The following is a 22,784-nucleotide window of genomic DNA, read 5'->3' as shown; positions in this document are numbered from 1 at the left end:
CCCTCGCCGGCCAGGTCGCCTGGGTTCCGGCGGCGGTGATCGCGGCCGCGGCGATGCTCGGGGCGGTGGCCGGATCCTGGCTGCTCGCGCGGCCGCCCCCTCGACCTGGACGACGCCGTCGCCCTCGTCGGCATCCTCGCCGCCCTCCAGGCCCTCCTCGACAGCGGCGGCCTCCCCCCTGAGGAGATCGAGGCCCTGCGCCACGGCCTCGAGCAGGGCGGTGCTCTCCTCCCCGGAAGTGACGAGAACGAGATCGCGACCGCTCTGGGTGGGCTGAACGCCCGCCTCCGTGGGACCATCGGGTGATCGCGCCGCGCCCGACGTTCCCGTAGCCTTCATCCGCGCTCGTGTCGACCCCGGTAACGCGCTCCCCCACCCGCGGGTAGCGTCCGGTCCGGTCCCGCACTCCCACGGGGTCGCTGAAGCCCGAGAGCCGGAGGAGACCCGATCGTGAACGGTGACCACTTCGTGCTCTCGACCGCGACGCCGTGGGACGACCGCACCGAGATCATCGGCGTGTACGCCTCGGAGGCGTGGGCCCGCGAGGCCGCGGCCGCCTGGCTCGGATCCCCGGACCGTGAGGCGTTCCCCCGGTGCGTCATCGAGGGCTGGAGCGGTGCGCACCTCCTCGGCCGCGAGGTGGTCGAGGGCCTCGGCTTCGACGACGAGGGCGGCGACGAGTCGCTGGGCGGCCCCCGCAGCCTCTGACCCGCGGATCGGCTCAGCCGCCCCAGTGCGTCGGGCGCTCGAAGTGCGAGGGCAGCGTGGTCGCCGCATCCCCTCGGGCGCTGTTCACCTGTGCCTGGGTGAGGTAGACCGCCTCGGCGAGCCGGGCACCGGACACGTCCGCGTCGCGCAGGTCCACCCCGAGCAGATCGCACCGCTGCAGATCCGCTCCCCGCAGATCCGCGGCGAGGAGGAGCGCCCCCCGCAGATCCGCTCCCCGCAGGTCCGCGTTCCGGAGCACCGCGCCCGCCAGATCCGCTCCCGGAGCGAGCCGACGGCCCGTCGACCGGCGCGCAGCCGGCGCCGCTCCTGCGCGAGCGGCCCTGCTCGCGGCGATCAGGAGCGGCCGGGACGCTCCGTACTCCGCGTCGACGTCGACCGCGGCCACCTGCTCCGGCTCGCCGAGGGTGTGCGCGTGCACCGCGTCGAACCTCTCGCGGAGCTCGTCGAGGAGCGGCGCGCCGACGCCGGGCAGCGCCAGTGCGGAGTCGAGGTACCAGAGCAGCTCGTGAAGGCGGCGCATCAGCGGGAACACCGCGAACATCCGCTCGCGCACGGCCGGGTCCGACCGCCAGGAGACGCCGCCGAACGTCTGCTGCGAGACCTTCTGGCCGGCGCCGAAGCAGTCGAAGACCGTGCAGCCGACGAACCCCTGCGGCCGGAGCCGGCGGTCATCGTGCAGGCGTCCTCGCCGTCGAGGTTCACGCACGGGTCCCCGGCCCGCTTGTCGAACGGGAAGTCGGCGGAGCGGGCGAAGGCGAGGGCCACGCAGCACAGGCCGAAGCAGTTCGCGCAGTCGGCGCCGAGGTCCTCGCGGCGGCCGAGCTCGACCCTGGTGCGTGACGTCATCCGTCCGAGCCTACGCGCGGCGGCGCCGGCCGCTCAGTGCGCGAGCGCGAGCACGCCGACGACCAGCACGCCGAGGCCCACGATCCCGAGCAGCGAGACGATGCTCTCCTTCCGGGAGAGGCCCGCGCGCACGACGGCGATGAGGGCGATCCCCGCGAGTGTGACGACGTAGACGCCCGCGCCGATCCGCAGCGCGATCGTCGCGTCGATCCAGCCCAGCGCCGCGGCTCCGAGCGCGAGGACCGGCAGCGACGCCGAGGCGAGCGCTCCGCCCGCGATCCGCAGCATGGTCTGCGTCTCGGAGCGCGAGGGCGCCGAGGCGTGCACGACCTGGTGCGCGATCACCTCGGCGACGAAGCCCGCGGCCGAGATCCCGATGATCGAGATCACGAGGCTCTGGAGGGCGTGGACCGCGTCGGGGTGGTCGCCGACGAGGTAGATCATCACCACGGCCAGGCCCGTGAAGGTCGCGTAGACGCGCTCCTTGAGAGCGCGGGCGATCTCGTCGAGGGGGCGGCGGGTCCGCTCCGCCCACCGTCCGGCGCGGCCCGGGCGCAGGCGCACCGGCGTCATCCGGTCGGCGGGTGCGGTGCGGCCCTCGTCGGCCGCTCCGTCAGTAGGAGGCGGAGTCGACACGTGCCGCGGAGGAGTCGCCCGAATGCCGCGCGGCGAGGTCGCCGAGGATGGTCGCGGAGCCGCTGGTGCCGAAGCGGGTGACGCCGAGCTCGCGGTAGGCGAGGAGCGTGTCGAGGTCGCGGACGCCGCCGGACGCCTTCACCTGGACGGCCTCGGAGACGGCGCCGCGCATGAGGCGGAGGTCGTGCTCGTTCGCTCCGCCGCCCGCGAAGCCGGTGGCGGTCTTCACGAAGTCCGCTCCGGCGCGCTCGGCGGCCAGGCTGCCCTCGACGACCTGCTCGTCGTCGAGGAGGCTCGTCTCGAGGATGACCTTGACGACGTGGCCCTCGGCGGCCTCGACCACGGCGCGGACGTCGTCCTCGACGTCCTGGAGCAGGCCGCTGCGGAGGCGGCCGATGTTGACCACCATGTCGAGCTCGGACGCGCCGTCGGCGAGCGCCTGACGCGACTCCGCGACCTTCGCCGCGGTGGAGGTGGTGCCGTGGGGGAAGCCGATGACCGTGCCGACCAGGACGCCGGAGCCCTCGAGCCGGGCGACCGAGTGGGCGATGTCGGAGGGGCGGACGCAGACGCTGAACACGCCGGACGCGCGCGCCTCGTCGAGCTGGGCGTCGACGTCGGCGCGGGTGAGCTCGGGCTTCAGGATCGCATGGTCGATGAGCGCCGCGATCTCGGCGACGGTGGGCAGGCTGGAGTCGGTCATCCGGACATTTTACGTCCGTCGGAGGACGACGAAGGCCCGCGATCCGAGGGATCACGGGCCTTCGTCGGTCGCGCTGCTAGCGGCGCTCGGTCACCAGCTGGACTTGGTGATGCCGGGCAGCTCGCCGCGGTGCGCCATGTCACGGAAGCGGACACGCGAGATGCCGAACTTCGTGAGGTTGCCGCGGGGACGGCCGTCGACGGCGTCGCGCGAGCGGACGCGGACGGGCGAGGCGTTGCGGGGGAGCTTCTGGAGGCCGACGCGGGCGGCCTCGCGGGTCTCGTCGGTCCCGGCCGGGTCGACCAGGGCCTTCTTCAGCTCGAGGCGCTTGGCGGCGTAGCGGTCGACGATCACCTTGCGCTGCTCGTTGCGGGCGATCTTGCTCTTCTTGGCCATACTTAGCGCTCCTCGCGGAAGTCGACGTGCTTGCGCACTACGGGGTCGTACTTCTTGAGCACGAGACGGTCGGGGTCGTTGCGGCGGTTCTTCTTGGTCACGTAGGTGTAACCGGTGCCGGCCGTCGACCGGAGCTTGATGATCGGACGGACGTCCTGCTGCTTGGCCATTAGATCTTCACCCCGCGAGCGAGAACATCCTTGACGACGGACTCGATGCCACGGGCGTCGATGACCTTGATGCCCTTGGCCGAGAGGGTCAGGGTGACGTTACGGCGAAGCGACGGCACGTAGTACGTCTTCTTCTGCACGTTCGGGTCGAAGCGGCGCTTGGTGCGCCGGTGCGAGTGCGAGATGGCGTGCCCGAAGCCGGGGACGGCTCCGGTCACCTGGCAGACTGCTGCCATGGTTTCCTCCATGTGTGGTTACCGTGGACCACGCGCGGCACGAGGCCTCGCCCGACCCACCCAAGGTCACTTGTCGGCGCACCGCCCGGCCGTTCAGCGGGGGCCGGAGCTCCCGCCCGACGGGCAGCACGCAAGCGCGTGCAGATGCACGCAACTTCGCTAGGTTACGCGAGCCGGGCGGAGGCCGCAACAGCGTCCCGGTCTCCGGCGAGGCTCAGCGGTTCCGGACCAGGACTTCCTGGGAGGTTCCGGCAGAAGTGGTCGTCGGTACCCCCCGAGCAGGGCGTTCGTGTATCTTGCGCTGTCCTCGGCGGTTCCGGGCGCCCTACTCTGAGCCGACCGCGGGCGCCCGCTCCCGGCAGCAGCCGGGAGTAGCAGCACATGCGCCAGTCCTTCCTCCGTTCCCTCGTCGCCGCGGCCGTGCTCGTGGCGGGCGCAGGACTCAGCGTCGTGGCCGCGCCGGCCGCCTCCGCCGCGCCGGTCTTCAGCACCGCGTGCTTCTCCTCTCCGAAGATCTCGGCGGTGTCGGAGTACACCGTCCCCGCGACCGGGGTGTCGACGGTCCGCGCGGTCCTCAGCGGCCAGAACGGCGGGAAGGGCGCGAGCGGCCTCGGGACGGGCAACGCCGGCGGACGCGGCTCCAGCCTCGTCGTGGAAGTGCCCGTCACGCCCGGGCAGGTGCTGAAGATCGGACGCCTCGCCGGCGCCCCGGCCGGAGCGGCCGGCGCCACGCGCTACGTGAACGGCGGCATCTACTCGGGCGATTCCGGCGGCGCCGGCGGCGACGCCCAGTACCTCACCACGGCCGGCTCGGACGGCTGTCAGCACGCCCTCGCCGTGGCTGCGGGCGGCGGAGGCGGCGGCGGCCGGTCCTCGGTCGGAGGCGACGCCGACGCCGGCAGCGGTGCGAGAGGCGGCGGGAACGGCGGCAGGAACGACGCGGCCGACGGCGGCGGCGGCGGGGCGGCCGGCCAGAGCTCGGGCGGCTCCCCCGGCGCCCGCGGGTACAGCACCTTCGGCGAGTGCGCCGACGGCAACAACGGCCAGTGGGGCGTGTTCCTCAACGACGGCAAGGGCGCCGACGCCGGATCCTCCCGCGGCGGCGGCGGCAACTGCTCGTTCCCCGGCCACAGCGGCGGCGGCGGCGGGGCCGGCTGGTGGTACGGCGGCGGTGGCGGATCGCCGTACGTGTTCGGCAGCATGAACGACACCCTCGGCGTCATGTACGACCCCGGCGCGGGCGGCGGCGGCTCGAGCTACGTGCACCCGAGCGTGACGAAGATCTCGCAGACGGCCGGCCCGACGGCGGCCGACCCCGTGGTCGCTCCGGTGTACGACACCGCCGTGACCGTGACGCGGACCCCCGACTTCTCCACGCTCGGGCAGGAGGTCACCGTCACCGCGACGGTGACCATCCCGAGCCTGGGCCGGCCGGTCGCCGCCGGCGGCACGGTCGAGATCCTCACCGGCGCGGGCACCAGCAGGGTGACCCTCGACGCGAACGGCGTCGGCGTGCTGAGCACGAGGGACATCCCGCAGGGCTGGAACGAGATCCGCGCGCACTACCCCGACACCATCACCCCCGCCGAGGCGGGACGCGGGAGCTGGTCGGCGCTTCCCGCCCTGCGCCACGAGGTGCGGGCGTGCGCTGCGACACCCGTCATCACCCGGCAGCCCGCGGACATCGCGGGCGTCACCAACCAGATCTACACGCTGACGATGGGCGTCAGCGTCTCCGCCGTCTACGGCGGCGTCCCCGCCGTGTCCTGGGAGAGATCCACGGACGGCGGCGCCACGTGGAAGCCCGCGCTCGGTCGGGCCGCGGTCCGGGACGACGGGACCGCGTTCCTCGAGGCCGGCCCCGATCTCACCGGCTCGTACCGCTATCGGGCGACCCTGACCACCTGCGGCGGCAGCGTCCGGAGCGAGCCGGCCACCGTGGCGGTGGGCGGTGTGCGGTTCGACCTGTCGACGCTCCCGCAGAAGACGTACGGCGACTCCTTCGACGCGAGCCCCTACGCGCAGGCCGTCGACGTGCCCGGCCGCTCCATCGTCCTGAGCAGCAGGACCGCCGAGACCTGCTCCGTCAGCGGCATGAGGGTGACCGTGCTCCACGCCGGCGTCTGCACGCTCGCCGCGAGGCTCGACTCCCTCGCTCCTCTGGGCTGGGCGGGCGAGCCCCTGCAGAGCTTCACGGCGAAGCCGAAGGCGCTCACGGTGACCGCCCCGACCGTCGACTACCCGCGCGGCGCGCCGGCCCCCGACCTGCGCTGCACGGCCGCCTTCGTCGGCTCCGACACCTTCGGCACCCCGCTCAGTGCGGGCGTCTACCGACCGATCGTCACGGCGGACGACGTCATCTACCGTTTGATCCCGAACTGGGCCACCTCCACCTTCACCACCTTCACGACGCGGTGCAGCGGCGCGAAGGTCAGCAGCGACTACACGGTCGCGGGGTACAAGGACGGCGCGCTGCGCATCGTCGCGGCCGTCCCGATGGTGACCGCCTCCTCGCCCTCGTCGACCTACGGATCCACTCCCCCCGCGATCACCGCCTCGGTGACCGGCTCCCCCTCGGGGACCGTCTCCTGCGGCGCCTACGCGGCGTCCGACACCGCCTTCAGGACGCCGCTGGCGCTCTCCGCGACGACCCCCGTCGGCCGCTACCCCACGCGCTGCTCCGGCCTGACGAACCCCTCGGGACAGCTGATCACCATCGACGGCGCGCTCACGATCTCCCCGGCGCCCCTCACGGTGACCGCGTCGAGCCCCGGGACGCAGGCGCACGGCACCGCGACCGCCCCGACGCTCACCTGCACCACCGACGGCTTCGCAGGCACCGACCGGTTCGTCACCGAGCCGACCGGCGCCTACTACACGGCGGACGGCACCGAGAAGGTGACGGTCGGCGCGCGCACGCCCGTCGGCGACTACGTCACGCGGTGCGACGGAGGCGACGCGGGGCCGAACTACACCCTCCGCTCGGTCTCCGGCACCTTCGCACTGGCCGACCGCTCGGCCCCCGTCGTGACCGTGCCCGCCGCCGTCACGGCCGAGCCGACCGACGTCTCCGGCGCCGTCGTCACCTTCGCCTCCTCCGCGAAGGACGCCGTCGACGGAGCCGTGGGCTCGACCTGCACGCCCGCCTCGGGGAGCGTCTTCCCGATCGGCGAGACGACGGTCGACTGCACCGCGGACGACGAGGCCGGCAACACCGGCACCTCCTCGTTCCGGATCACCGTCCAGAAGTTCTCGCAGACGGTCGCCTTCACCTCCTCTCGGCCGACGGCGCCGACGGCGCTGGGCACCTTCACCCCGACGGCCACCGGCGGCGGCTCCGGGAGCCCCGTCTCGATCGGAGCGACCGGATCCTGCACGATCACCGACGGCGTCGTGACCTTCACCCGCAGCGGCACCTGCACCGTGACCGCGGATCAGGCCGGCGACGACCACTACACCGCGGGGCGCGCCTCCTTCGATCTCGAGGTCGCGAAGGCGTCGCAGACGCTGACGGTCGCCGTGCCGAAGACCGGCGTGCTGGAGTCGACCGGCGTCGCCACGGCGACCTCGAGCTCGGGCCTGCCGGTGCTCGTGAGGACCTTCTTCGGCTGCACCGTCGCCCCTGACGCGACGGGTGCGCAGATCCTGACCTACACCGAGCCCTCGACCTGCGGCGTGCAGTTCGACCAGCCCGGCGACGACGTGTACGCGGCCGCCGAGGGCCTGGTGCGCTTCGTCCCGATCTCGCGCATCCCCCAGACCATCGTCGTCACCTCGACTCCGCCCGACCGGGTGTTCACCGACGACCGGTACACGGTCGAGGCGACCGGCGGCGGCTCGGGCAACCCGCTCGTGATCACGGTGATCGAGAACGGCAACTGCACCATCGCGGACGACGTGGTGACGTTCTTCGGCGACGGCACCTGCACGGTGAAGCTCGACCAGGCCGCGGACGATCGGCACGACGCCGCTGCGCAGGTCCGGCAGGTCATCACGGTCGGGACTCCCGAGGGGAACCTCTCCTTCGGGAGCGACTCCCCCTCGCACGCGATGTCGCTCGAGACGTACCGGCCGACGATCGTGCCCGGCCCGTCGAAGGGCGTGCCGGTGCTCTCCGCGAGCCGCGACTGCTCGATCCTGCCCGACGGCGTGACCGTGCGGAACGACGGAGCCGGGCTCTGCGTGCTGTCCCTCGACCAGCCCGGAGACGGCTACTGGCCCGCACGGCACGCGGAGCAGCAGTACTCGATCTACTTCCTCCCGCAGACGGTCCGGATCACGAGCGCGCCTCCGGTCGGCGCCGTCCTCGGAGACACGTACCGCCCGGTGATCGAGGGCGGCGCCTCCGGCATCGCTCCGTTCCTCATCACGACAGCGACCTGCTCGGCGAAGGACGGCGTGGTCACCTTCACCACGAAGGGCGTCTGCGGCGTCTTCGCCTACCAGAACGGCAATCGGCAGTACGACAATGCCCGGCCCGCCGTGCAGGAGGTCGAGGTCGGCTACGCGCCCGGCTCCGTGGCGTTCACGACCGCCGTTCCGACCGACGCGAAGGTCGGCGGATCCTTCACTCCCGCCTTCACGCGCGGCCCGTCCTCCGGCCCCTCGGTGCTCGGCGTCGCCGGCGCCTGCTCCGACGGCGAGAACGGCGCCGTCCGGTTCGACTCCGCAGGCACCTGCACGCTGACGGCGATCCACTACCGCGACGACACCTACGGCACGGCGCGGGCGGTCCAGACCTTCGAGATCACCGCGATCGCGCAGACGGTCGCCTTCACCTCGACCGCGCCGTCGACGGCGACGTCCGGCGACACGCTCACTCCGACCGCGACGGGCGGCGCCTCCGGGCTCCCCGTGACGATCGGAGCGACCGGCGCCTGCACGCTCGCGGACGGCGTCGTCACCTTCGCCGGCAGCGGCACCTGCACCGTCACGGCGGACCAGGCGGGCGACGGGCGCTACGCGGCGGCGGCGCAGGTCTCGCAGACCGTCGCCGTCTCGCAGCTCGCGGGCACCGTCGCGTTCGGCGGCGATGCTCCGACCGCGGCCCGGGTCGGTGGCTCCTCGACCGCCGTCGTCGTCGCCGGCCCCTCCAGCGCTCCTCCGGTGCTGACGGCCTCCGGCGCCTGCTCCGTCGGCCCCTTCCGACTGGTCTCCTACGACTCCGCGGGCACCTGCACGCTGACGCTGGACCAGGCGGGAGACACCCGCCACAGCGCGGCGCCGACGGCCGTGCGCAGCTTCGAGATCACCCGGATCGCGCAGACCGTGGCCTTCACCTCGCCGGCGCCGGACTCGGCGCTCGCGGGCGGCACCTACCGCCCGACCGCGACCGGCGGAGCCTCCGGGCGGCCCGTGGTGCTCGGAGCCTCCGGGCCCTGCGCGCTCACGAACGGGGTCGTCACCTTCACCGGATCGGGCACCTGCACGGTGACCGCCGACCAGACGGGCGACAGCCGCTACGCCCCGGCGGAGCGGACCTCGCATGTGATCGCGGTCGGACTGCTCGCGGGCACCGTCTCCTTCGGGGGCACCGCGCCGACCGGCGCGACGGTCGGCGGAACGACCACCCCGCGGATCGTCGCCGGGCCCTCCACCGCGCGTCCGGTGCTGACCGCCTCCGGAGCCTGCTCGGCGACCGCGGGAGTCGTGTCCTACGACTCCGTCGGCACCTGCACGCTGACGCTCGACCAGGCGGGCGACTCGCGCTACGGCGCCGCTCCGCAGGCCGTCCGGACCTTCGCGATCGGCGCCCTCGGCCAGACGCTGGCGTTCACGTCGCCGGTCCCCGACGCGGCGGTCGCGGGAGGCTCCTACACGCCCGTCGTGACGGCCGGCGCATCCAGCGCCCCCGTGGTGCTCGGAGCGGCCGGGTCCTGCACGGTCGCGGACGGCGTGGTGACCTTCACCCGCTCCGGCACCTGCACGGTGACCGCGGATCAGGCCGGGGACGAGCGGCACACCGCGGCTCCGCAGATCTCGCAGGCCGTCGAGGTCGGCGCCGCCGAGGGCACCGTCACGTTCCGCGACGCCGCTCCGACGGACGCCCGGATCGGCGGCTCCTGGACCCCGGCGATCGTCCGGGGCCCGTCGAGCGCCGATCCGGTGCTCGACGCCTCCGACTCCTGCTCGCTCGGCGAGGACGGCACGGTGTCCTACGACTCGGTCGGCACCTGCACGCTGACGCTGGATCAGGCGGGCGACGACGCTCACGCGCCCGCGGAGCAGGTCGTGCGGACCTTCCCGATCGGGAAGGCGCTGCAGACGGTCGCCTTCACCTCCGAGGCTCCGAGCACGGCGATCGCGGGCGGCCGCTACACGCCGACCGCGGCGGGCGGCTCCTCCGGCCTGCCCGTCACGATCGGCGCCACGGGCGCGTGCTCGCTCGCGAGCGGCGTCGTGACCTTCAGCGGCTCCGGCACCTGCACGGTCACCGCCGATCAGGCCGGCGACGCCACGCACGACGCGGCGCCCCGGGCGACCCAGTCGATCGCGGTCTCCGCGGTCGTGCCGGTGAAGAAGAAGGCGCAGAAGGTCTCCTTCTCGACGTCGATGCCGTCCTCGCCGGAGAAGGGCGTCGCGTACCCGGTCGCGGCCTCGGCGACCTCGGGCCTCCCCGTCAAGCTGTACGCGAGCGGCAGCTGCACAGTGTCCGCGACCGGCGCAGGCACGGCGACGGTGCGGCTGACCGGCGCGGCGAGCTGCACGGTCCGGGCCACTCAGGCGGGCGACTCCACGTGGCTCGCCGCGACCTCGGTGACGCAGTCGCTGCAGGTGAAGTCCTCCACCCGCGCCGACCTGACGCTGACGCTGGCGCCGGCGCCGGGCCTCTCGGCGACGGCCCCGCTCTCGGGCACGATCACGGTCCGGAACACCGGCACCCGGGACGCGGCGGCGGCGACCACCCGCGTCGTCGTCAGCGGCACGGTGGCGAGCGCGCCCGGCGCCGTGCAGACGAAGGGCTCGGTCGCGGGCACGACGGTCCTCACCTGGACCGCGCCGAGCGTCTCGGTCGGGCGGAGCATCACCTACTCGGTGACGCTGGTCGACCGGCCGGCGGCCACGACGATCGACGCCAGGGTGTCGACCGCCGCCGCTGATCCGACGCCGTCGAACAACGCCGTCAAGCGGACGTTCAAGTAGGGGACCCGTGGACCGGCTGAGACGTCGCGCGCTGCTGCTGGGGATCGCCTCCTCGGCAGTGGCGCTGACGGGCTGCACGCCCGCCCGGTCCGCTCCCGCGGCGCTCCCGCCGAGCACGGCGCTGCCGGCGGTGCTGCCGTCCGCCGCTCCGACGGCCGACCCGACCCCTCCCCGCCCCGTGCCGACCACCACCGCCGCGGCGGCTCCGGTGCGGAGGAGGGTGCCCCTGCCCTCCGGCACGATCTCGGACCTGCCCGGCGAGGGGAGCCTGCTCGCCTGGACCGTCGACGACGGCGCCGACTCCGACGTGGTCGCCGCCTACGCGCAGTTCGCCCGCGACACCGGCACCCGGCTGACCTTCTTCCTCAACGGGAAGTACGACTCGTGGACCGCGAACGCGCCGCTGCTGGCTCCGCTCGTCGCCTCGGGGCAGGTGCAGCTCGCGAACCACACCTGGTCGCACGCCGACCTGACGAGCCTCTCGAGCGACGGCGTGCAGGAGGAGCTGGGCCGCAACGGCGACTTCATCCGCTCGACCTACGGGGTGGAGGCGGCGCCGTTCTACCGACCGCCGTTCGGCTACACGGACGAGCGGAGCCGGGCCGCCGCGGCGGCGATCGGCTACACGGCGACGGTGCTCTGGTACGGCTCGCTCTCGGACTCGGGGCGGATCACGCCGGAGCAGGTGGTCGGCTTCGCGGACCAGTGGTTCCTCCCCCAGCACATCGTGATCGGGCACGCGAACTTCGACCCGGTGACGCAGGTCTACGCGCGGCTCGTCGACCTCCTCCGCGAGCGCTCGCTGGAGACGGTCACCCTCCGGGACGTGTTCGCGGTCTGAGCCGCGCCTTCAGCGGAGGGACGCGCGCGCCGCTGCGGAGACGGCCGCGGCGACCGCGTCGAGGGCGGGCGTGTGCAGGGCCCACTGCTGCCAGTAGAGGGGGACGTCGACGGGGTCGCCGCCCAGCTCGACCAGGCCCTCGCCGCCGACCGGGGCCTGCAGCTCGGGCAGCATCCCCCACCCCATGCCCAGGCGCACGGCCCGCTCGAAGTCGGTCGAGCCGGGGACACGGTGCCGCGGCGGGCGGCCCTCGACGCCGGCGGCCCGGAGGAAGTCGTCCTGCAGGCGGTCCTTCTCGTCGAAGACGACCAGCGGAGCGACCGCGAAGGCGGCGAAGCCGGCCGTGCCGCCCTCCGGGAACCAGCGCTCGGCGAACGCGGGCGAGGCCATCGCGCGGTACCGCATCACTCCGAGGGGCGCGACGGTGCAGCCGAGCACCGCCTCCGACTCGCCGGTGACGGCCGCCAGCACGGTGCCGTCGCGGAGGAACGCGGTGGTGTGCGCCTGGTCCTCGCGGTGCAGCTCCAGCACGACGTCGGCGACGGAGGCGAGTGCGGGCAGCACCCAGGTGGCCAGGGAGTCGGCGTTGACGGCGAGCGGGAGGACGACCGGGCCCGCCCCCGCCGCGTCCTCGCCCCCGAGCGAGCGCACGGCGTCGTCGGCGAGGAGCTCGATCTGGCGGGCGAGGCGGAGGAGCCCCGCACCGGCCTCGGTCGCGACGACGGGGCGCGAGCGCACCAGCAGGACGCGGCCGGCGGCGGTCTCGAGCGCCTTGATCCGCTGGCTGAGGGCGGAGGGGGTGATGTGCAGGGCGCGGGCGGCGGCGTCGAAGGAGCCGTACCGGACGGAGGCGGCGAGCGCGCGCAGGCGGGAGAGGTCGAGGTCGTCGGTCAGCATCAGTACTGCTCACGGTACTGAAGGAGCATGAGCTGGTCTACAGGAGGGCCCGGCCCTAGCGTCGGAGCGTGTCCCCCCTCCTCGCCGCTCTCTCCGGCCTCGGCTTCGGCCTCTCTCTCATCATCGCGATCGGCGCGCAGAACGCCTTCGTGCTCCGCCAGGGGCTCCGCCGCGAGCACGTGCCGGCCGTCGTCGCGATCTGCGCGCTCTGCGACGCGGCGCTGATCGTGCTCGGCATCGCGGGGATCGGCGCGGTCCTGGAGTCGGCGCCGTGGCTGCTGGTGGTGATCCGCTGGGGCGGCATCGTCTTCCTCCTCGCCTACGCGGTGCTGGCGGCGAGGCGCGCGCTGCGGCCGGGGACGCTCGACGGCGATCCGGCCGGCGCCTCGACGTCGCTGCGCACGGCGATCGGCACCTGCCTGGCGCTCACGCTGCTCAATCCGCACGTCTACCTCGACACGGTCGTGCTGCTCGGGTCGGTGGCGAACACGCACGGCGACGAGCGCTGGTGGTTCGGGGCGGGGGCGGCGGCCGGGAGCGTGCTGTGGTTCACCGCTCTCGGCTTCGGGGCGCGGGCGCTGCGGCCGCTGTTCCGGAGCCGCGGGGCCTGGCGGATCCTCGACGCGGCCGTGGCGGTCGTGATGGTGGTGCTGGCGGTGTCGCTCGCGCTGCACTGAGGGCCTGGTCGTGACCAGCTCGCCCCGCGGCGCTGCTCGAGACCCTGCGCTCGCGAGCCTGAGGCGCCGACCCGTCAGTCGACCACGATCCGGACGAGCGTCGTGACGGCGTCCACCGCGTTCACGTAGGAGTAGTGCCGCGAGGTCGGGAAGGCGAGGTGCCGTCCGGGCTCCAGCCGCACGGGCTCCTCGCCCTCCCGCTCCAGGAGGAGCGCGCCGGCGGTGACGAGCAGGATCTCGTGCCACCCCTCGGGGTCGGGCTGCGCGTCGTAGCGGTCCCCGGGGCCGAGCGTCCAGGTCCAGAGCTGGGCCTCCCGGCGCGCGGGGACGGAGGAGAGCAGGACGGCGACGCTCGCCTCGCCCGCTCCCCGCCAGGCGACCTGGTCGATCGCCGCGGGCGCGGATCCCGGGGCCGAGACGAGTGCCGTGAACGTGGTGCCGAGGGCGGTCGCGAGGCGGTCGACTCCGGTCAGCGAGATGTTCGCCTCGCCGGCCTCGGCGGCGACGATCGTCCTCCGGCTGATGCCCGAGCGCTCCGCCAGTGCGGACTGGCTCAACCCGGCTCCGCGCCGCGCGAGGCGGAGATTGCCGCCGAGATGGGCGAGGACAGGAGCCGACATGCGCACTATTCTGCACCGAGGAGCCCCCGAGGCTCCTAGGATGTGCAGAATGATGCACATCTCGCTCCGGGGCCTCCGCTTCTCGCGTCTGGAGTGGGCCCTCATCGGCATCACCGCGATCTGGGGCGGGACCTTCCTCGCCGTGCACGTGGCGATGCAGCACAGTGGCCCGCTGTTCTTCGTCGGGATGCGGTTCGCGATCGCGGGGCTGATCAGCGCGGTCGTGTTCCACCGGTCGCTCCGGGGGATGCGGCGGATCGACCTCGCGGCCGGCGTCGCGATCGGGGTGATGATCTTCGCGGGCTACGGCCTGCAGAGCTACGGGCTGCAGACGATCACGAGCAGCACCTCCGCGTTCCTCACCGCGCTGTACGTGCCGCTGGTGCCGCTGCTCCAGTGGGTCGTGTTCCGTCGCCGGCCGAACGTGCTGACGCTGGTGGGCGTCGCCCTGGCGTTCGTCGGACTGCTGCTGATCGCGGGCCCGCAGCCGGGCGTCGCGCTCGGAGCGGGCGAGGTGGCGACGATCGTGAGCACGCTGCCGATCGCGGCGGAGATCATCCTGATCGGCCTCGTCGCCGGACGGGTGGACCTCGGGCGGGTGACCGTGGTGCAGCTGCTGGTGGCCGGCGCGCTCGGATTCGCCTCGATGCCGCTCGCGGGCGAGGCGGTCCCGGTGTTCTCGTGGGCCTGGCTGATCCCCGCGCTCGCGCTCGGGGCGAGCAGCTGCCTGATCCAGCTGACGATGAACTGGGCTCAGCGCTCGGTCTCGCCGTCCCGCGCCACGATCATCTACTCCGCGGAACCGGTCTGGGCCGGCCTGATCGGCCGCCTCGCCGGCGACCGCCTCCCCGCGCTCGCCCTGCTCGGCGCGGGGTTCATCGTCGCGGGCACGCTCGTCAGCGAGCTGAAGCCGCGCCGGGAGCCTGCGCCGCCGACTCTCAGGTGACGGCGGGGAGGGCGGCCGAGGCGACGAGCGCTCCGCCGGCGTCGGTGATCTCGACGGCGGCGACGGACTCGCGCAGGACGGCCGCGTTCATCTCGCAGTCGAGCTCCGCGGAGCTGCCGAGGAAGGAGCCGGACGGGAGCCGCTCGCCGGAGCCGGTGACCAGCACGAGGTCGTAGCTCTCGCCGAGCGCGAACCCGGTGCCGCGGAGGATCGTCTCGGTGCCCCAGGTGTGCGCGACCAGCGAGCCGTCGAGCGTCACGCCGGCCGTCCGCTCGTCGAAGGCGATCGCCTCGACGGCGCCGAGCGTCCCGGGCGGTCCCGCGACGGGGCGCTCGCCGGCGGACCGCAGAGCCGCTCCGGCGACGCCGCCCACGACGAGGAGCGCGGCCGCCGCGGCGACGGCCAGGACGGCGCGCAGGCGCGGGGCACGGAGGCGCGGGGCGCGCACCCGCGCCGTGCCCTCGGGCCGCTCCCCGGCGAGCGCGGCGACGCGCGACCGCAGCTCCGGAGACGGCTCCGCCTCCTCCCAGCGGCCCAGCGCGCCGAGCCGGTCGACCACAGCGCCGAACGATGCGAGCTCGCGGTCGATCGAGGGGTCGGCGGCGCGCAGGAGCTCGAACTCGCGCGCCTCCTCGGCGGAGAGGTCCCCGGCGAGGGCCGCGGCGAGGAGCTCCTCGCGGCGGCCGTCGGGCTGGTCTCGGTCGGTCACGGTCTCTCCTCGTCGGTGGGTCCGGCGCCCGCGAGGTGACCGCGGAGCGCTCGGAGAGCGTAGAAGGCCCGGCTGCGCAGGGTGGCGACCGGCACGCTCGTCGCCGCCGACAGCTCGGCGTAGGTCTCGCCGTGCAGGTGGACGGCGACGACGACCTGCCGGTGCTCGGCGGAGAGCCGCGCCAGCGCCTCGGCCATCGCGAGCGGCTCGAGAGGGTCGCGGTCCTCCGCGGGCACCTCCTCCAGCACCTCGGCCTCGACCAGGCGCGGCAGGCGCTGGCGCGAGCGGTGCACGTCGACGACGACGTTGCGGGCGATGGCGAAGAGCCACGTGCGGGCACTGGCGCGCTCGGCGGAGTAGCTCGCCCGCGAGCGCCAGGCGCGCAGGAACGTCTCCTGCACGCAGTCCTCGGCGAGGCCGCGGTCGCGCAGGGCGTTGAGCGCGAAGCCGAGCAGGGCGGACCCGTGCTCGTCGAAGGCGGCGGCCGGATCGAACTCCGCCGTCCTGGGCTCGAGGCGCACCACCGGAGGCGGGACCTCCGAGTGCTCGCGCGGCATCGCGGGCCCTTCGTCTCGTCGTGCCGTCGCCGTCCGCGCCACACCGCCTCCTCGTCCGGACCGGTGGTCCGACGGAAGGGGGTACGGCCGCGACGGCGGCGGCGTTCATCGGAGGCGAGGACCGTCTCCGTGAAGATCCTCTCAGATGGAGTGAACGCAGCGCCGGTTCCGGCCGTACTCCCTGCATCGGGCCCGCTCAGCGCTCGCGATCGAAAGGCTCCACCATGACGAAGACGTCCCCCGCGCGGAACCGCGCCGGCCGCCGCCTGCTCTCCCTCGGCGGCGTCACCGCCGTCGCGGCCGCCTCCTTCTTCGCCGCCGCACCGGCCCAGGCCGAGACCGAGGTCGCCGAGCCGTCCTCCTTCACCAGCGCCTTCACGGTGATGGCGACGCCCGACCAGGTCGTGAACGCCGACTCCGCCGCGACTCCCGGCCAGCCCGGCGCCACGGGCGAGATGACCTTCCGGGTCAACAGCGACCTGGACGTCATCTGCTACGACATCACCCTCACCGGCGTGACCGGCGACTACCAGAGCCCGGCGAAGACCGCGACGCACATCCACCAGGCGGCGCTGGGCAAGGCGGGCCCGCCGCGCATCGCGTTCCCGAACCCGGCGCCGGTCGGCGACGGTCCCCGCACCAGCAGCGGCTGCCTGCAGGGCCCCTTCACCACGGGCATCCAGGCGAACGGGTCCGACACCGGTGCCGGATTCACACTGAAGGCCCTCGAGGCCGATCCCGCCGCCTTCGCGGGCGACTCCCACACGGCCTCGTACGCGGCGGGTGTCGTCCGCGGCCAGCTCTCGCAGGTGCCGGTCGGCGGCCTCCAGACCGGTGGCGGCGCGACCGCCGCCGGGAGCGACGCCACGGGCCCGTCCGGTCTCGCCGCGCTGGCCGGCCTCGGAGCCGTCGCCGCCCTCGGCGCGGCCGGAGTGGTCGTCGCCCGCCGGCGCACCGCCTCCTGATCATGGGCACCCGGTCGAGGAGCGGCGCGGCGGCACTGTGCGCCGCGCTGCTCCTCGGGGGGTGCGCCGCCGCGGACGGGAGCGGAGGAGCGGAGACGCCCGCGAGCGCGCCCGCGCCTCCGGTCCTCGCTTCTGCTCCCCCGGTCGCTTCGTCACCGGTGACCGCGCCCGACCCCGCCGCCGCCGCGCCCGCGCGCACCGTCGGCGTCGAGCCCGCCCGGCTGAGCGTGCCCGCGATGGGCCTGGACGAGCCGCTGATCGCCCTGGGCATCCAGTCGGACGGGGCGATGGAGGTGCCGGCGGACTACGACGACGTCGGCTGGTTCTCGGGAGGCGGACGCCCGGGCGGCAGCGGCCGCACCGTGATCGCGGCGCACGTCGACTCGCGGTCCGGACCCGCGGTCTTCTTCCGCCTCGGCGAGCTCGCCCCGGGCGACGAGATCGCGGTGAGCGGAGTCGACGGCTCCGAGCACCGCTACCGGGTCACGGCGGTCGAGTCGCACGCCAAGGCCGCGTTCCCCACCGCCCGCGTCTTCGGCGCGACCCTCGAGGAGGAGCTGATCCTCGTGACCTGTGGCGGCGAGTACGACGCGGCGATCGGCCGCTACCGGGACAACCTGGTGGTGTTCGCCTCCCCGCTCTGACTCCCGCGGCAGCGAGGAGGGAGCGCGGTTGCACGAGACCGCCGTCGGCGCAAGGGGCGGGCCGCGCGGGCGCGCTGTGGTCGGATGAGGAGGGCCGCCCCCGCCGCCGCTCCCCTCCCGCTCCCCACCGATCCGACAGGACGCCCGTGTCCACCAGCCCCCGCCCCGCCCTCTTCGCTCTGCCCGGACTCGGGCTCGACGACCGCGCCTTCGACGCGCTCGCCCGTGAGCTCGCCGACGTCGCGGACCTCGTCGCGCTCGACCTGCCCGGTGGATCCGGGACCTCGCTCGAGGAGATGACCGCCGCCACGATCCGCCGGATCCGCGCGCACGGCTCCTCCCGCTGGCTGCTCCTCGGGCACAGCATGGGTGGGAAGATCGCCTCGCTCGTGGCCTCGCGCACGGTCACCGGCCGCTCGGGGCTGTTCGGGCTCGCCGGCGTCGTGCTCCTCGCGGGGTCGCCGCTCTCGCCCGAGCCGATGGAGGAGGAGCGCCGTTCGACCATGCTCGGCTGGGTCGAGGACGGGCCCCTCGACGAGGCGCAGGCGCGCGAGTTCGTCGACCAGAACGTCGGTTCACCGCTGCCCGCCGACGCCGACGCCGAGGTGCTGGCCGAGCTGCGCCGCTACTCCCCCGAGGGCTGGCGCGACTGGCTCGAGCACGGCAGCCGCGAGGACCGCACCGGCGAGGCCGAGCTCGAGGCCGTCCCCGCGCTCCTGATCGCGGGCGGTGAGGACGGCGACCTCGGAGCCGACGCGCAGCGCCGCCTCAACGGCTCCCTCTACTCCCGCGCTCGGCTGCTCACGCTCGCCGGGGCGGGCCACCTGCTGCCGTTCGAGCGCCCGGTCGAGGTGGCGGCGGCGATCCGCCGGTTCTGGGAGGAGGAGGCCGGCACGCCACCGTCGGTCCCCGCCGACGCCGGCGCGGCCATCGCCTCCGCCCGGACCTCCACGCGGGTGCGCGGGCTGCTGGCCGTGCGCGCGCTCGCCGACGACCCGGAGTACGCGCCGCGCGCCCTGACCGTCGCCCAGCTCGCGGAGCTGCGTGCGATCGCCGACCGGGTCGTCCCGCAGGAGGGCGGCCGGATCGACCTGGCCGCCCGCGTGGACACGCAGCTCGCGAACGGCGAGGGCGACGGCTGGCGCAACGCCGACCTGCCGGCCGACCCGATCGCCTACGGTCTGGCGCTCGACGCCCTCCGGGGATTCGCCGACCTCGGCCCCGCCGAGCAGGACGCCCGCCTCACCGCGATCGCCGACGGCTCCGCGGAGCTCGGCGACCCCTCGGCCGGCGGGCTCGGCGCCGAGCAGCTGACCGCCTGGTTCGAGGACTGCCGCGTCGACCTCGTGAAGCAGTGGCTGGCCCACCCCGCGTCGATGGCGCGGATCGGCTACGACGGCTACGCCAGCGGCGGCGACACCCTGCCGCTCGTGACGGGCTTCCGCCTGCTCGGCGCCGACGACCGCGAGACCTGGGAACCGACGACGAGGAGTCACCGATGAACACGACCGGCATGCGCCGCTTCCCGCTCGACGAGGCGGTCGACGCCGTCGTGATCGGCACCGGAGCCGGCGGAGCGCCCCTGCTCTCGGTGCTCGCCGCTCGCGGACTCCGGGTCGTGGCCCTCGAGGCCGGGCCGTATTTCGACCCGCTCGGCCACACCGCCGACGAGACGGCGGCCGTCGAGATCAACTGGATGGAGGAGCGCCTCAGTGGAGGCGAGACCCCCACCGCCTTCGGGCAGAACAACAGCGGCCGCGGCGTCGGCGGCTCGACGCTGCACTGGGGCGCGTTCACGCCCCGCCCCGACCCGCGCGACCTGCGGCTGCGGAGCGACTCCGGTGTCGGCCGCGACTGGCCGATCGAGCACGCCGAGCTCACCGCGTACATCGAGACGGTGGAGGCGACGATCGGAGTGGCGGGCCCGGCCGAGTACCCGTGGGACCCGTCGCGCCGCTACCTGCAGGGCCCGCTCGCGCGGAACGCCTCGGCCGACATGATGCTGCGCGGCTGCGCGGCGATCGGGATGCGCGCGACCGATGCGCCCGCCGCCGTGCTCAGCGGCCCGCGGGACGACGGCCGCCCCTCCTGCGTCAACTGCGGCCAGTGCCATCAGGGCTGCCGGACCGGCGCGAAGACGAGCATGGACGTGACCTATCTGCCGGAGGCGGTGCGGGCCGGTGCCGAGATCCGGGCCGACTCGTTCGTGCACGGGATCGAGCTGGACGCCGCGGGCCGCGTGTGCGCCGTGGTCTACACGAGCGGCGGAGTGGAGCACCGGCAGCGCTGCTCCGCCCTGTTCCTCTGCGCGGGCGGCGTCGAGACGCCCCGGCTCCTCCTGCACACGGGCATCGCGAACAGCAGCGGGCAGGTGGGCCGGAACTTCCTCGCGCACGGGGCGACCCAGGTCTGGGGCACCTTCGAGAGCGAGATGCGCGGGTACCGCGGCTACCCCTCCTCGGTGATCACCGAGGACACCGTCCGACCGGCCGACGCCGACTTCGCGGGCGGCTACCTGATCCAGAGTCTCGGAGTGATGCCGCTGACCTACGCGACGACTCTCGCCCGCGGCGCGGGACTCTGGGGTCCCGAGCTGATGGACGCGCTCGACGGCTACCGCTTCGCGGCGGGCGTCGGGATCAACGCCGAGTGCCTGCCCGCCGACGGCAACCGGCTGGAGCTGACCGACGAGCTGGACGAGCACGGGGTGCCGAAGGCGCGCATCACGTTCTCGGCGGGCGCCAACGAGGAGGCGATCGACCGGCACGCGATCCGGACGATGACCGCGATCGTGGAGGCGGCCGGCGCGACGAGCACGCGGGTGATGGCGCGCACGGCGCACACTCTCGGCACCGTGCGGATGGGCACCGACGCGGGCGACGCCGTGATCGACGCGGACGGCCGCAGTTTCGACGTGCCGAACCTCTGGGTGTGCGACAACTCGGTGTTCCCGAGCGCGCTGATCGCGAACCCGGCGCTCGCGACGATGGCGCTCTCGCTGCGGACGGCGGACCGCTTCCTGGCGGCGTAGCGCGGAGCGGCGGAGTCGCTGGGCCGGACTTCCCGCGGGGGTCACTGCAGGGCAGGGGGGTGTCGGATCGTCGCTCGATCGCGCCGCCCTCGGCGAGACCTGCTCAGGCGCTCGGCGCCATGTGCTCCGGTGCTCGGCGCCACGTGCTCGTGCGTTCGTCGCCACGGCGTCTCGGGGGCACGTCGATGCACGCGGTTCCTCGGATCCGCGGCAGCGTGCAGCGGTCAGAACGGCGGCGGGCGGTCGAACCTCGGGAGCGCAACCGATTCGGGCGGTCGTGCGGGGAGACCCGGTGGCCGTGTCGTGATGCGGCGCCCGGTGGGAGTGGTCCAGTCGGCGGTGCCGTCGGGATGGAGGACGTAGGTCCAGCGGTCGCCGTGCCGGACGTGGTGGTGGGCGACGCAGAGGCTGGCGAGGTTGTCCGGGTCGGTGCCGCCGCCGTTGCGCCACTCGATGACGTGGTCGGCCTCGGCGGTCGTGGCCGAGCGCGTGCAGCCCGGGAACCGGCAGGTCACGTCGCGCAGCTGGAGGAGGAGCCGCAGCTCGCGGTGCGGGAGGCGGCGGGTGCGGCCGACCGACAGGACAGCGCCCGTGACCGGCTCGGTCAGGACCCTGGTGACGGTCGCGGGCAGCAGGCTCCGAGCGGCCTCGGCGGGAACGGGCCCGTAGCCCTCGAGCTCGACCGGGTCGTCGTCCTGGCCGGAGGCGGTGCTCGCGGCCAGGGTGACGCGCACGTCGGCACGGACGCCCGGCACGACGGTCGGCGCGGGACGGTCGGCGCGGGCGTCCTCGGGGACGGTGCCGACGATGTCGCCGTCGCAGAGGATGTCGGCCAGAGCGTCGGCGCGCAGCTGGGAGAGGGTGCGCTCGTCGCCCTCGCCGACAGTCGGCACGGACGGGCCCGATCTGTCCGACTCCGTTCCCTCCGCGCCGTCGCGGAGCATCCGGGCGATCCTGTCGAGGCGGCCGTACGCGCCCAGCGCCACCGGAGCCGGGAGCAGCGCGCAGAGCATCGCCATGCCGTCCACCTCGGGGCTCAGCCAGACCGCCCGGTCCTCGCGGGCACGGCGGTGGCGCTCGGCGAGGGGCTGCTCGTGGAGCTCCTCGCGCAGCCGCGCCAGGGCCCGCCGCAGCTGCGTCGGCGTGGTCCGGGCGGCGAGTTCGGCCGCCCGCTCGTCGAACGCGGCCCGTGACCCCGGAGGCAGCGTGGCCGCGACCGCGCAGACCGCCTGCCCCGCCTCCCACCGCAGCCGCGCTTCGGCGAGCGCGGACCGGGTGCACGGCAGGTCCTCGACCAGGAGGCGGGCGTCGTCGAGCTCGCGGGAGGCGACCTGCTCGGACACTCCGAGGGCGACCGCGAACTCCGCGCGGACCGACCGCTCGACGAGATCGCTCGACGCGAAAGGCGCCGCACCTCGGGCGAACGACTCCGGGTGCTCCAGAGCCGCCCTGTGCCCGGCATGCAGCTCCTCGGCGGCCGCCAGGAGCAGCGGGGACGCCGAGCGGGCGAGCTCGGCGGCGCGGTCGCCGCGCTCGCGCACCTCGCCGAGCACCGCCTCCGCCTCGTCCGATGTCCCGCTCGATCTCATACGAGTATTGAACCAGTGACCACCGACACTCAGCGGCCGGAACGGCTCCATCGGGACGATCGGCCCTGATCCGCACCCTGTGGAGGAGCGTCGGCCGCTCCCCTCCTGAACCGAGCCGAGCCGAGCCGACCCGCGCCGCCCGCATGCAGAGGACGACCCGCAGCTCGGGCGCCTCCGAACCGCCTCCGCCGGAGCAGCAAGCGTGCGCACGAGCGCCGCATCCCCTCGAAAGCCCCGCCTCCCCTCGAGCCGCGCCTGCCCGGCGGAAGCGGAACCATCCGCACGGAAGCGCCGAACCGGACCCCCTCCCCCTCCGACACCTCACACCCGTTCCCTCTCGGCGCCTCCACGTGGCCCAGCAGCCGCGTCCGGCCGGCACCTCCGACTGGACCACTCCCACCGGGCGCCGCATCACGACACGGCCACCGGGTCTCCCCCCACGACCGCCC

At 74.4% G+C, this 22,784-nt stretch carries 20 protein-coding genes; 9 read left to right on the top strand and 11 right to left on the bottom strand.

Translation table 11 applies throughout. From position 1 onward, the window contains the following. Positions 1-450: 450 nt before the first annotated feature. Complete coding sequence (locus C5D44_RS16835; protein WP_104277770.1) at positions 451-708, top strand: hypothetical protein; 258 nt, start codon at positions 451-453, stop codon at positions 706-708. 13 nt (positions 709-721) lie between these two features. Here C5D44_RS16835 and C5D44_RS16830 read toward each other — a convergent pair whose 3' ends face one another. The 6 genes from C5D44_RS16830 to rpmB all read right to left on the bottom strand — a co-directional run bounded on the left by C5D44_RS16830 (position 722) and on the right by rpmB (position 3,716). Further along, the gene (locus C5D44_RS16830) at positions 722-1,435 is read right to left on the bottom strand and encodes a pentapeptide repeat-containing protein (RefSeq protein ID WP_308471652.1); all 714 of its coding nucleotides are present in this window, start codon (positions 1,433-1,435) and stop codon (positions 722-724) included. A gap of 173 nt (positions 1,436-1,608) precedes the next feature. Further along, positions 1,609-2,211: a hypothetical protein gene (locus C5D44_RS16825; RefSeq protein ID WP_146082574.1), complete on the bottom strand. Its 603-nt coding sequence runs from the start codon at positions 2,209-2,211 to the stop codon at positions 1,609-1,611. Further along, positions 2,189-2,914 carry a deoxyribose-phosphate aldolase gene (gene deoC, locus C5D44_RS16820; RefSeq protein ID WP_181118546.1) on the bottom strand — a complete coding sequence of 242 codons (726 nt, stop codon included), beginning with the start codon at positions 2,912-2,914 and terminating at the stop codon, positions 2,189-2,191. Before deoC ends, C5D44_RS16825 begins: the two co-directional genes overlap by 23 nt. Positions 2,915-3,004: 90 nt before the next feature. Next, a complete protein-coding gene (gene rpsN, locus C5D44_RS16815; protein ID WP_104225107.1) occupies positions 3,005-3,310 on the bottom strand; it encodes a 30S ribosomal protein S14 in 306 nt (101 codons plus the stop codon). 2 nt (positions 3,311-3,312) lie between these two features. Then, positions 3,313-3,480, bottom strand: a complete 168-nt coding sequence (rpmG, locus tag C5D44_RS16810) for a 50S ribosomal protein L33 (RefSeq protein WP_027692168.1) — start codon at positions 3,478-3,480, stop codon at positions 3,313-3,315. Next, the gene (rpmB, locus tag C5D44_RS16805; RefSeq protein WP_056038148.1) at positions 3,480-3,716 is read right to left on the bottom strand and encodes a 50S ribosomal protein L28; all 237 of its coding nucleotides are present in this window, start codon (positions 3,714-3,716) and stop codon (positions 3,480-3,482) included. The genes rpmG and rpmB overlap by 1 nt, the downstream gene beginning before the upstream one ends. Before the next feature lie 381 nt (positions 3,717-4,097). Between rpmB and C5D44_RS16800 the strand changes: the two genes are divergently transcribed. After that, entirely contained in the window at positions 4,098-10,859 is a 6,762-nt protein-coding gene (locus tag C5D44_RS16800; RefSeq protein WP_104282320.1) for an HYR domain-containing protein, read from the top strand. 7 nt (positions 10,860-10,866) lie between these two features. Further along, on the top strand, positions 10,867-11,700 hold the full coding sequence (locus C5D44_RS16795; RefSeq protein WP_219815187.1) for a polysaccharide deacetylase family protein: 834 nt from the start codon (positions 10,867-10,869) through the stop codon (positions 11,698-11,700). Between the two features lie 9 nt (positions 11,701-11,709). On the opposite strand, the gene C5D44_RS16790 is transcribed toward C5D44_RS16795, so the two are convergent. Continuing rightward, complete coding sequence (locus C5D44_RS16790) at positions 11,710-12,597, bottom strand: LysR family transcriptional regulator ArgP (RefSeq protein ID WP_104282319.1); 888 nt, start codon at positions 12,595-12,597, stop codon at positions 11,710-11,712. Between the two features lie 68 nt (positions 12,598-12,665). Here C5D44_RS16790 and C5D44_RS16785 point away from each other — a divergent pair, with 68 nt between their 5' ends. Further along, positions 12,666-13,274, top strand: coding sequence for a LysE/ArgO family amino acid transporter (locus C5D44_RS16785; protein ID WP_104277765.1), 609 nt, complete (start codon positions 12,666-12,668; stop codon positions 13,272-13,274). A 74-nt stretch (positions 13,275-13,348) separates the two neighbouring features. Here the strand turns inward: C5D44_RS16785 and C5D44_RS16780 are convergent, their stop codons facing one another. After that, positions 13,349-13,894, bottom strand: a complete 546-nt coding sequence (locus C5D44_RS16780) for a helix-turn-helix domain-containing protein (RefSeq protein WP_104277764.1) — start codon at positions 13,892-13,894, stop codon at positions 13,349-13,351. Positions 13,895-13,943: 49 nt separating this feature from the next. On the opposite strand from C5D44_RS16780, the gene C5D44_RS16775 reads away from it, so the two are divergent. After that, entirely contained in the window at positions 13,944-14,840 is an 897-nt protein-coding gene (locus C5D44_RS16775; RefSeq protein ID WP_104282318.1) for a DMT family transporter, read from the top strand. On the opposite strand, the gene C5D44_RS16770 is transcribed toward C5D44_RS16775, so the two are convergent. Together C5D44_RS16770 and C5D44_RS16765 are read right to left on the bottom strand one after the other, a co-directional pair. Then, positions 14,833-15,549 carry a hypothetical protein gene (locus C5D44_RS16770; RefSeq protein WP_104282317.1) on the bottom strand — a complete coding sequence of 239 codons (717 nt, stop codon included), beginning with the start codon at positions 15,547-15,549 and terminating at the stop codon, positions 14,833-14,835. The two genes, C5D44_RS16775 and C5D44_RS16770, sit on opposite strands and share 8 nt — an antisense overlap. Next, positions 15,546-16,106 carry a sigma-70 family RNA polymerase sigma factor gene (locus C5D44_RS16765; RefSeq protein ID WP_104277761.1) on the bottom strand — a complete coding sequence of 187 codons (561 nt, stop codon included), beginning with the start codon at positions 16,104-16,106 and terminating at the stop codon, positions 15,546-15,548. The genes C5D44_RS16770 and C5D44_RS16765 overlap by 4 nt, the downstream gene beginning before the upstream one ends. A gap of 224 nt (positions 16,107-16,330) precedes the next feature. Between C5D44_RS16765 and C5D44_RS16760 the strand changes: the two genes are divergently transcribed. The 4 genes from C5D44_RS16760 (at position 16,331) to C5D44_RS16745 (ending at position 20,746) form a co-directional block, all read left to right on the top strand. After that, entirely contained in the window at positions 16,331-17,071 is a 741-nt protein-coding gene (locus C5D44_RS16760; RefSeq protein ID WP_104282316.1) for a CHRD domain-containing protein, read from the top strand. 158 nt (positions 17,072-17,229) lie between these two features. After that, on the top strand, positions 17,230-17,715 hold the full coding sequence (locus tag C5D44_RS16755) for a class F sortase (protein WP_258068026.1): 486 nt from the start codon (positions 17,230-17,232) through the stop codon (positions 17,713-17,715). A gap of 146 nt (positions 17,716-17,861) precedes the next feature. Further along, the gene (locus C5D44_RS16750) at positions 17,862-19,217 is read left to right on the top strand and encodes an alpha/beta hydrolase (protein WP_104282314.1); all 1,356 of its coding nucleotides are present in this window, start codon (positions 17,862-17,864) and stop codon (positions 19,215-19,217) included. After that, complete coding sequence (locus C5D44_RS16745) at positions 19,214-20,746, top strand: GMC family oxidoreductase (RefSeq protein WP_104277757.1); 1,533 nt, start codon at positions 19,214-19,216, stop codon at positions 20,744-20,746. Before C5D44_RS16750 ends, C5D44_RS16745 begins: the two co-directional genes overlap by 4 nt. 224 nt (positions 20,747-20,970) lie before the next feature. Here the strand turns inward: C5D44_RS16745 and C5D44_RS16740 are convergent, their stop codons facing one another. Then, positions 20,971-22,335, bottom strand: a complete 1,365-nt coding sequence (locus C5D44_RS16740) for an HNH endonuclease signature motif containing protein (protein WP_181118545.1) — start codon at positions 22,333-22,335, stop codon at positions 20,971-20,973. Positions 22,336-22,784 lie beyond the last annotated feature (449 nt).

Source organism: Rathayibacter sp. AY1B5 (assembly GCF_002932795.1).
GTDB lineage: Bacteria > Actinomycetota > Actinomycetes > Actinomycetales > Microbacteriaceae > Rathayibacter.
The sequence above is the reverse complement of the archived record's forward strand: the minus strand, read 5'-3'. Positions and strand labels throughout refer to the sequence as shown.

Excerpts from the sequence above, each read along its gene's own strand:
- deoC (WP_181118546.1), bottom strand. The coding sequence starts at position 2,914 with ATGACCGACTCCAGCCTGCCCACCGTCGCCGAGATCGCGGCGCTCATC.
- rpsN (WP_104225107.1), bottom strand. The coding sequence starts at position 3,310 with ATGGCCAAGAAGAGCAAGATCGCCCGCAACGAGCAGCGCAAGGTGATC.
- rpmG (WP_027692168.1), bottom strand. The coding sequence starts at position 3,480 with ATGGCCAAGCAGCAGGACGTCCGTCCGATCATCAAGCTCCGGTCGACG.
- rpmB (WP_056038148.1), bottom strand. The coding sequence starts at position 3,716 with ATGGCAGCAGTCTGCCAGGTGACCGGAGCCGTCCCCGGCTTCGGGCAC.
- C5D44_RS16800 (WP_104282320.1), top strand. The coding sequence starts at position 4,098 with ATGCGCCAGTCCTTCCTCCGTTCCCTCGTCGCCGCGGCCGTGCTCGTG.
- C5D44_RS16790 (WP_104282319.1), bottom strand. The coding sequence starts at position 12,597 with ATGCTGACCGACGACCTCGACCTCTCCCGCCTGCGCGCGCTCGCCGCC.
- C5D44_RS16780 (WP_104277764.1), bottom strand. The coding sequence starts at position 13,894 with ATGTCGGCTCCTGTCCTCGCCCATCTCGGCGGCAATCTCCGCCTCGCG.
- C5D44_RS16775 (WP_104282318.1), top strand. The coding sequence starts at position 13,944 with ATGATGCACATCTCGCTCCGGGGCCTCCGCTTCTCGCGTCTGGAGTGG.
- C5D44_RS16765 (WP_104277761.1), bottom strand. The coding sequence starts at position 16,106 with ATGCCGCGCGAGCACTCGGAGGTCCCGCCTCCGGTGGTGCGCCTCGAG.
- C5D44_RS16760 (WP_104282316.1), top strand. The coding sequence starts at position 16,331 with ATGACGAAGACGTCCCCCGCGCGGAACCGCGCCGGCCGCCGCCTGCTC.
- C5D44_RS16745 (WP_104277757.1), top strand. The coding sequence starts at position 19,214 with ATGAACACGACCGGCATGCGCCGCTTCCCGCTCGACGAGGCGGTCGAC.
- C5D44_RS16740 (WP_181118545.1), bottom strand. The coding sequence starts at position 22,335 with ATGAGATCGAGCGGGACATCGGACGAGGCGGAGGCGGTGCTCGGCGAG.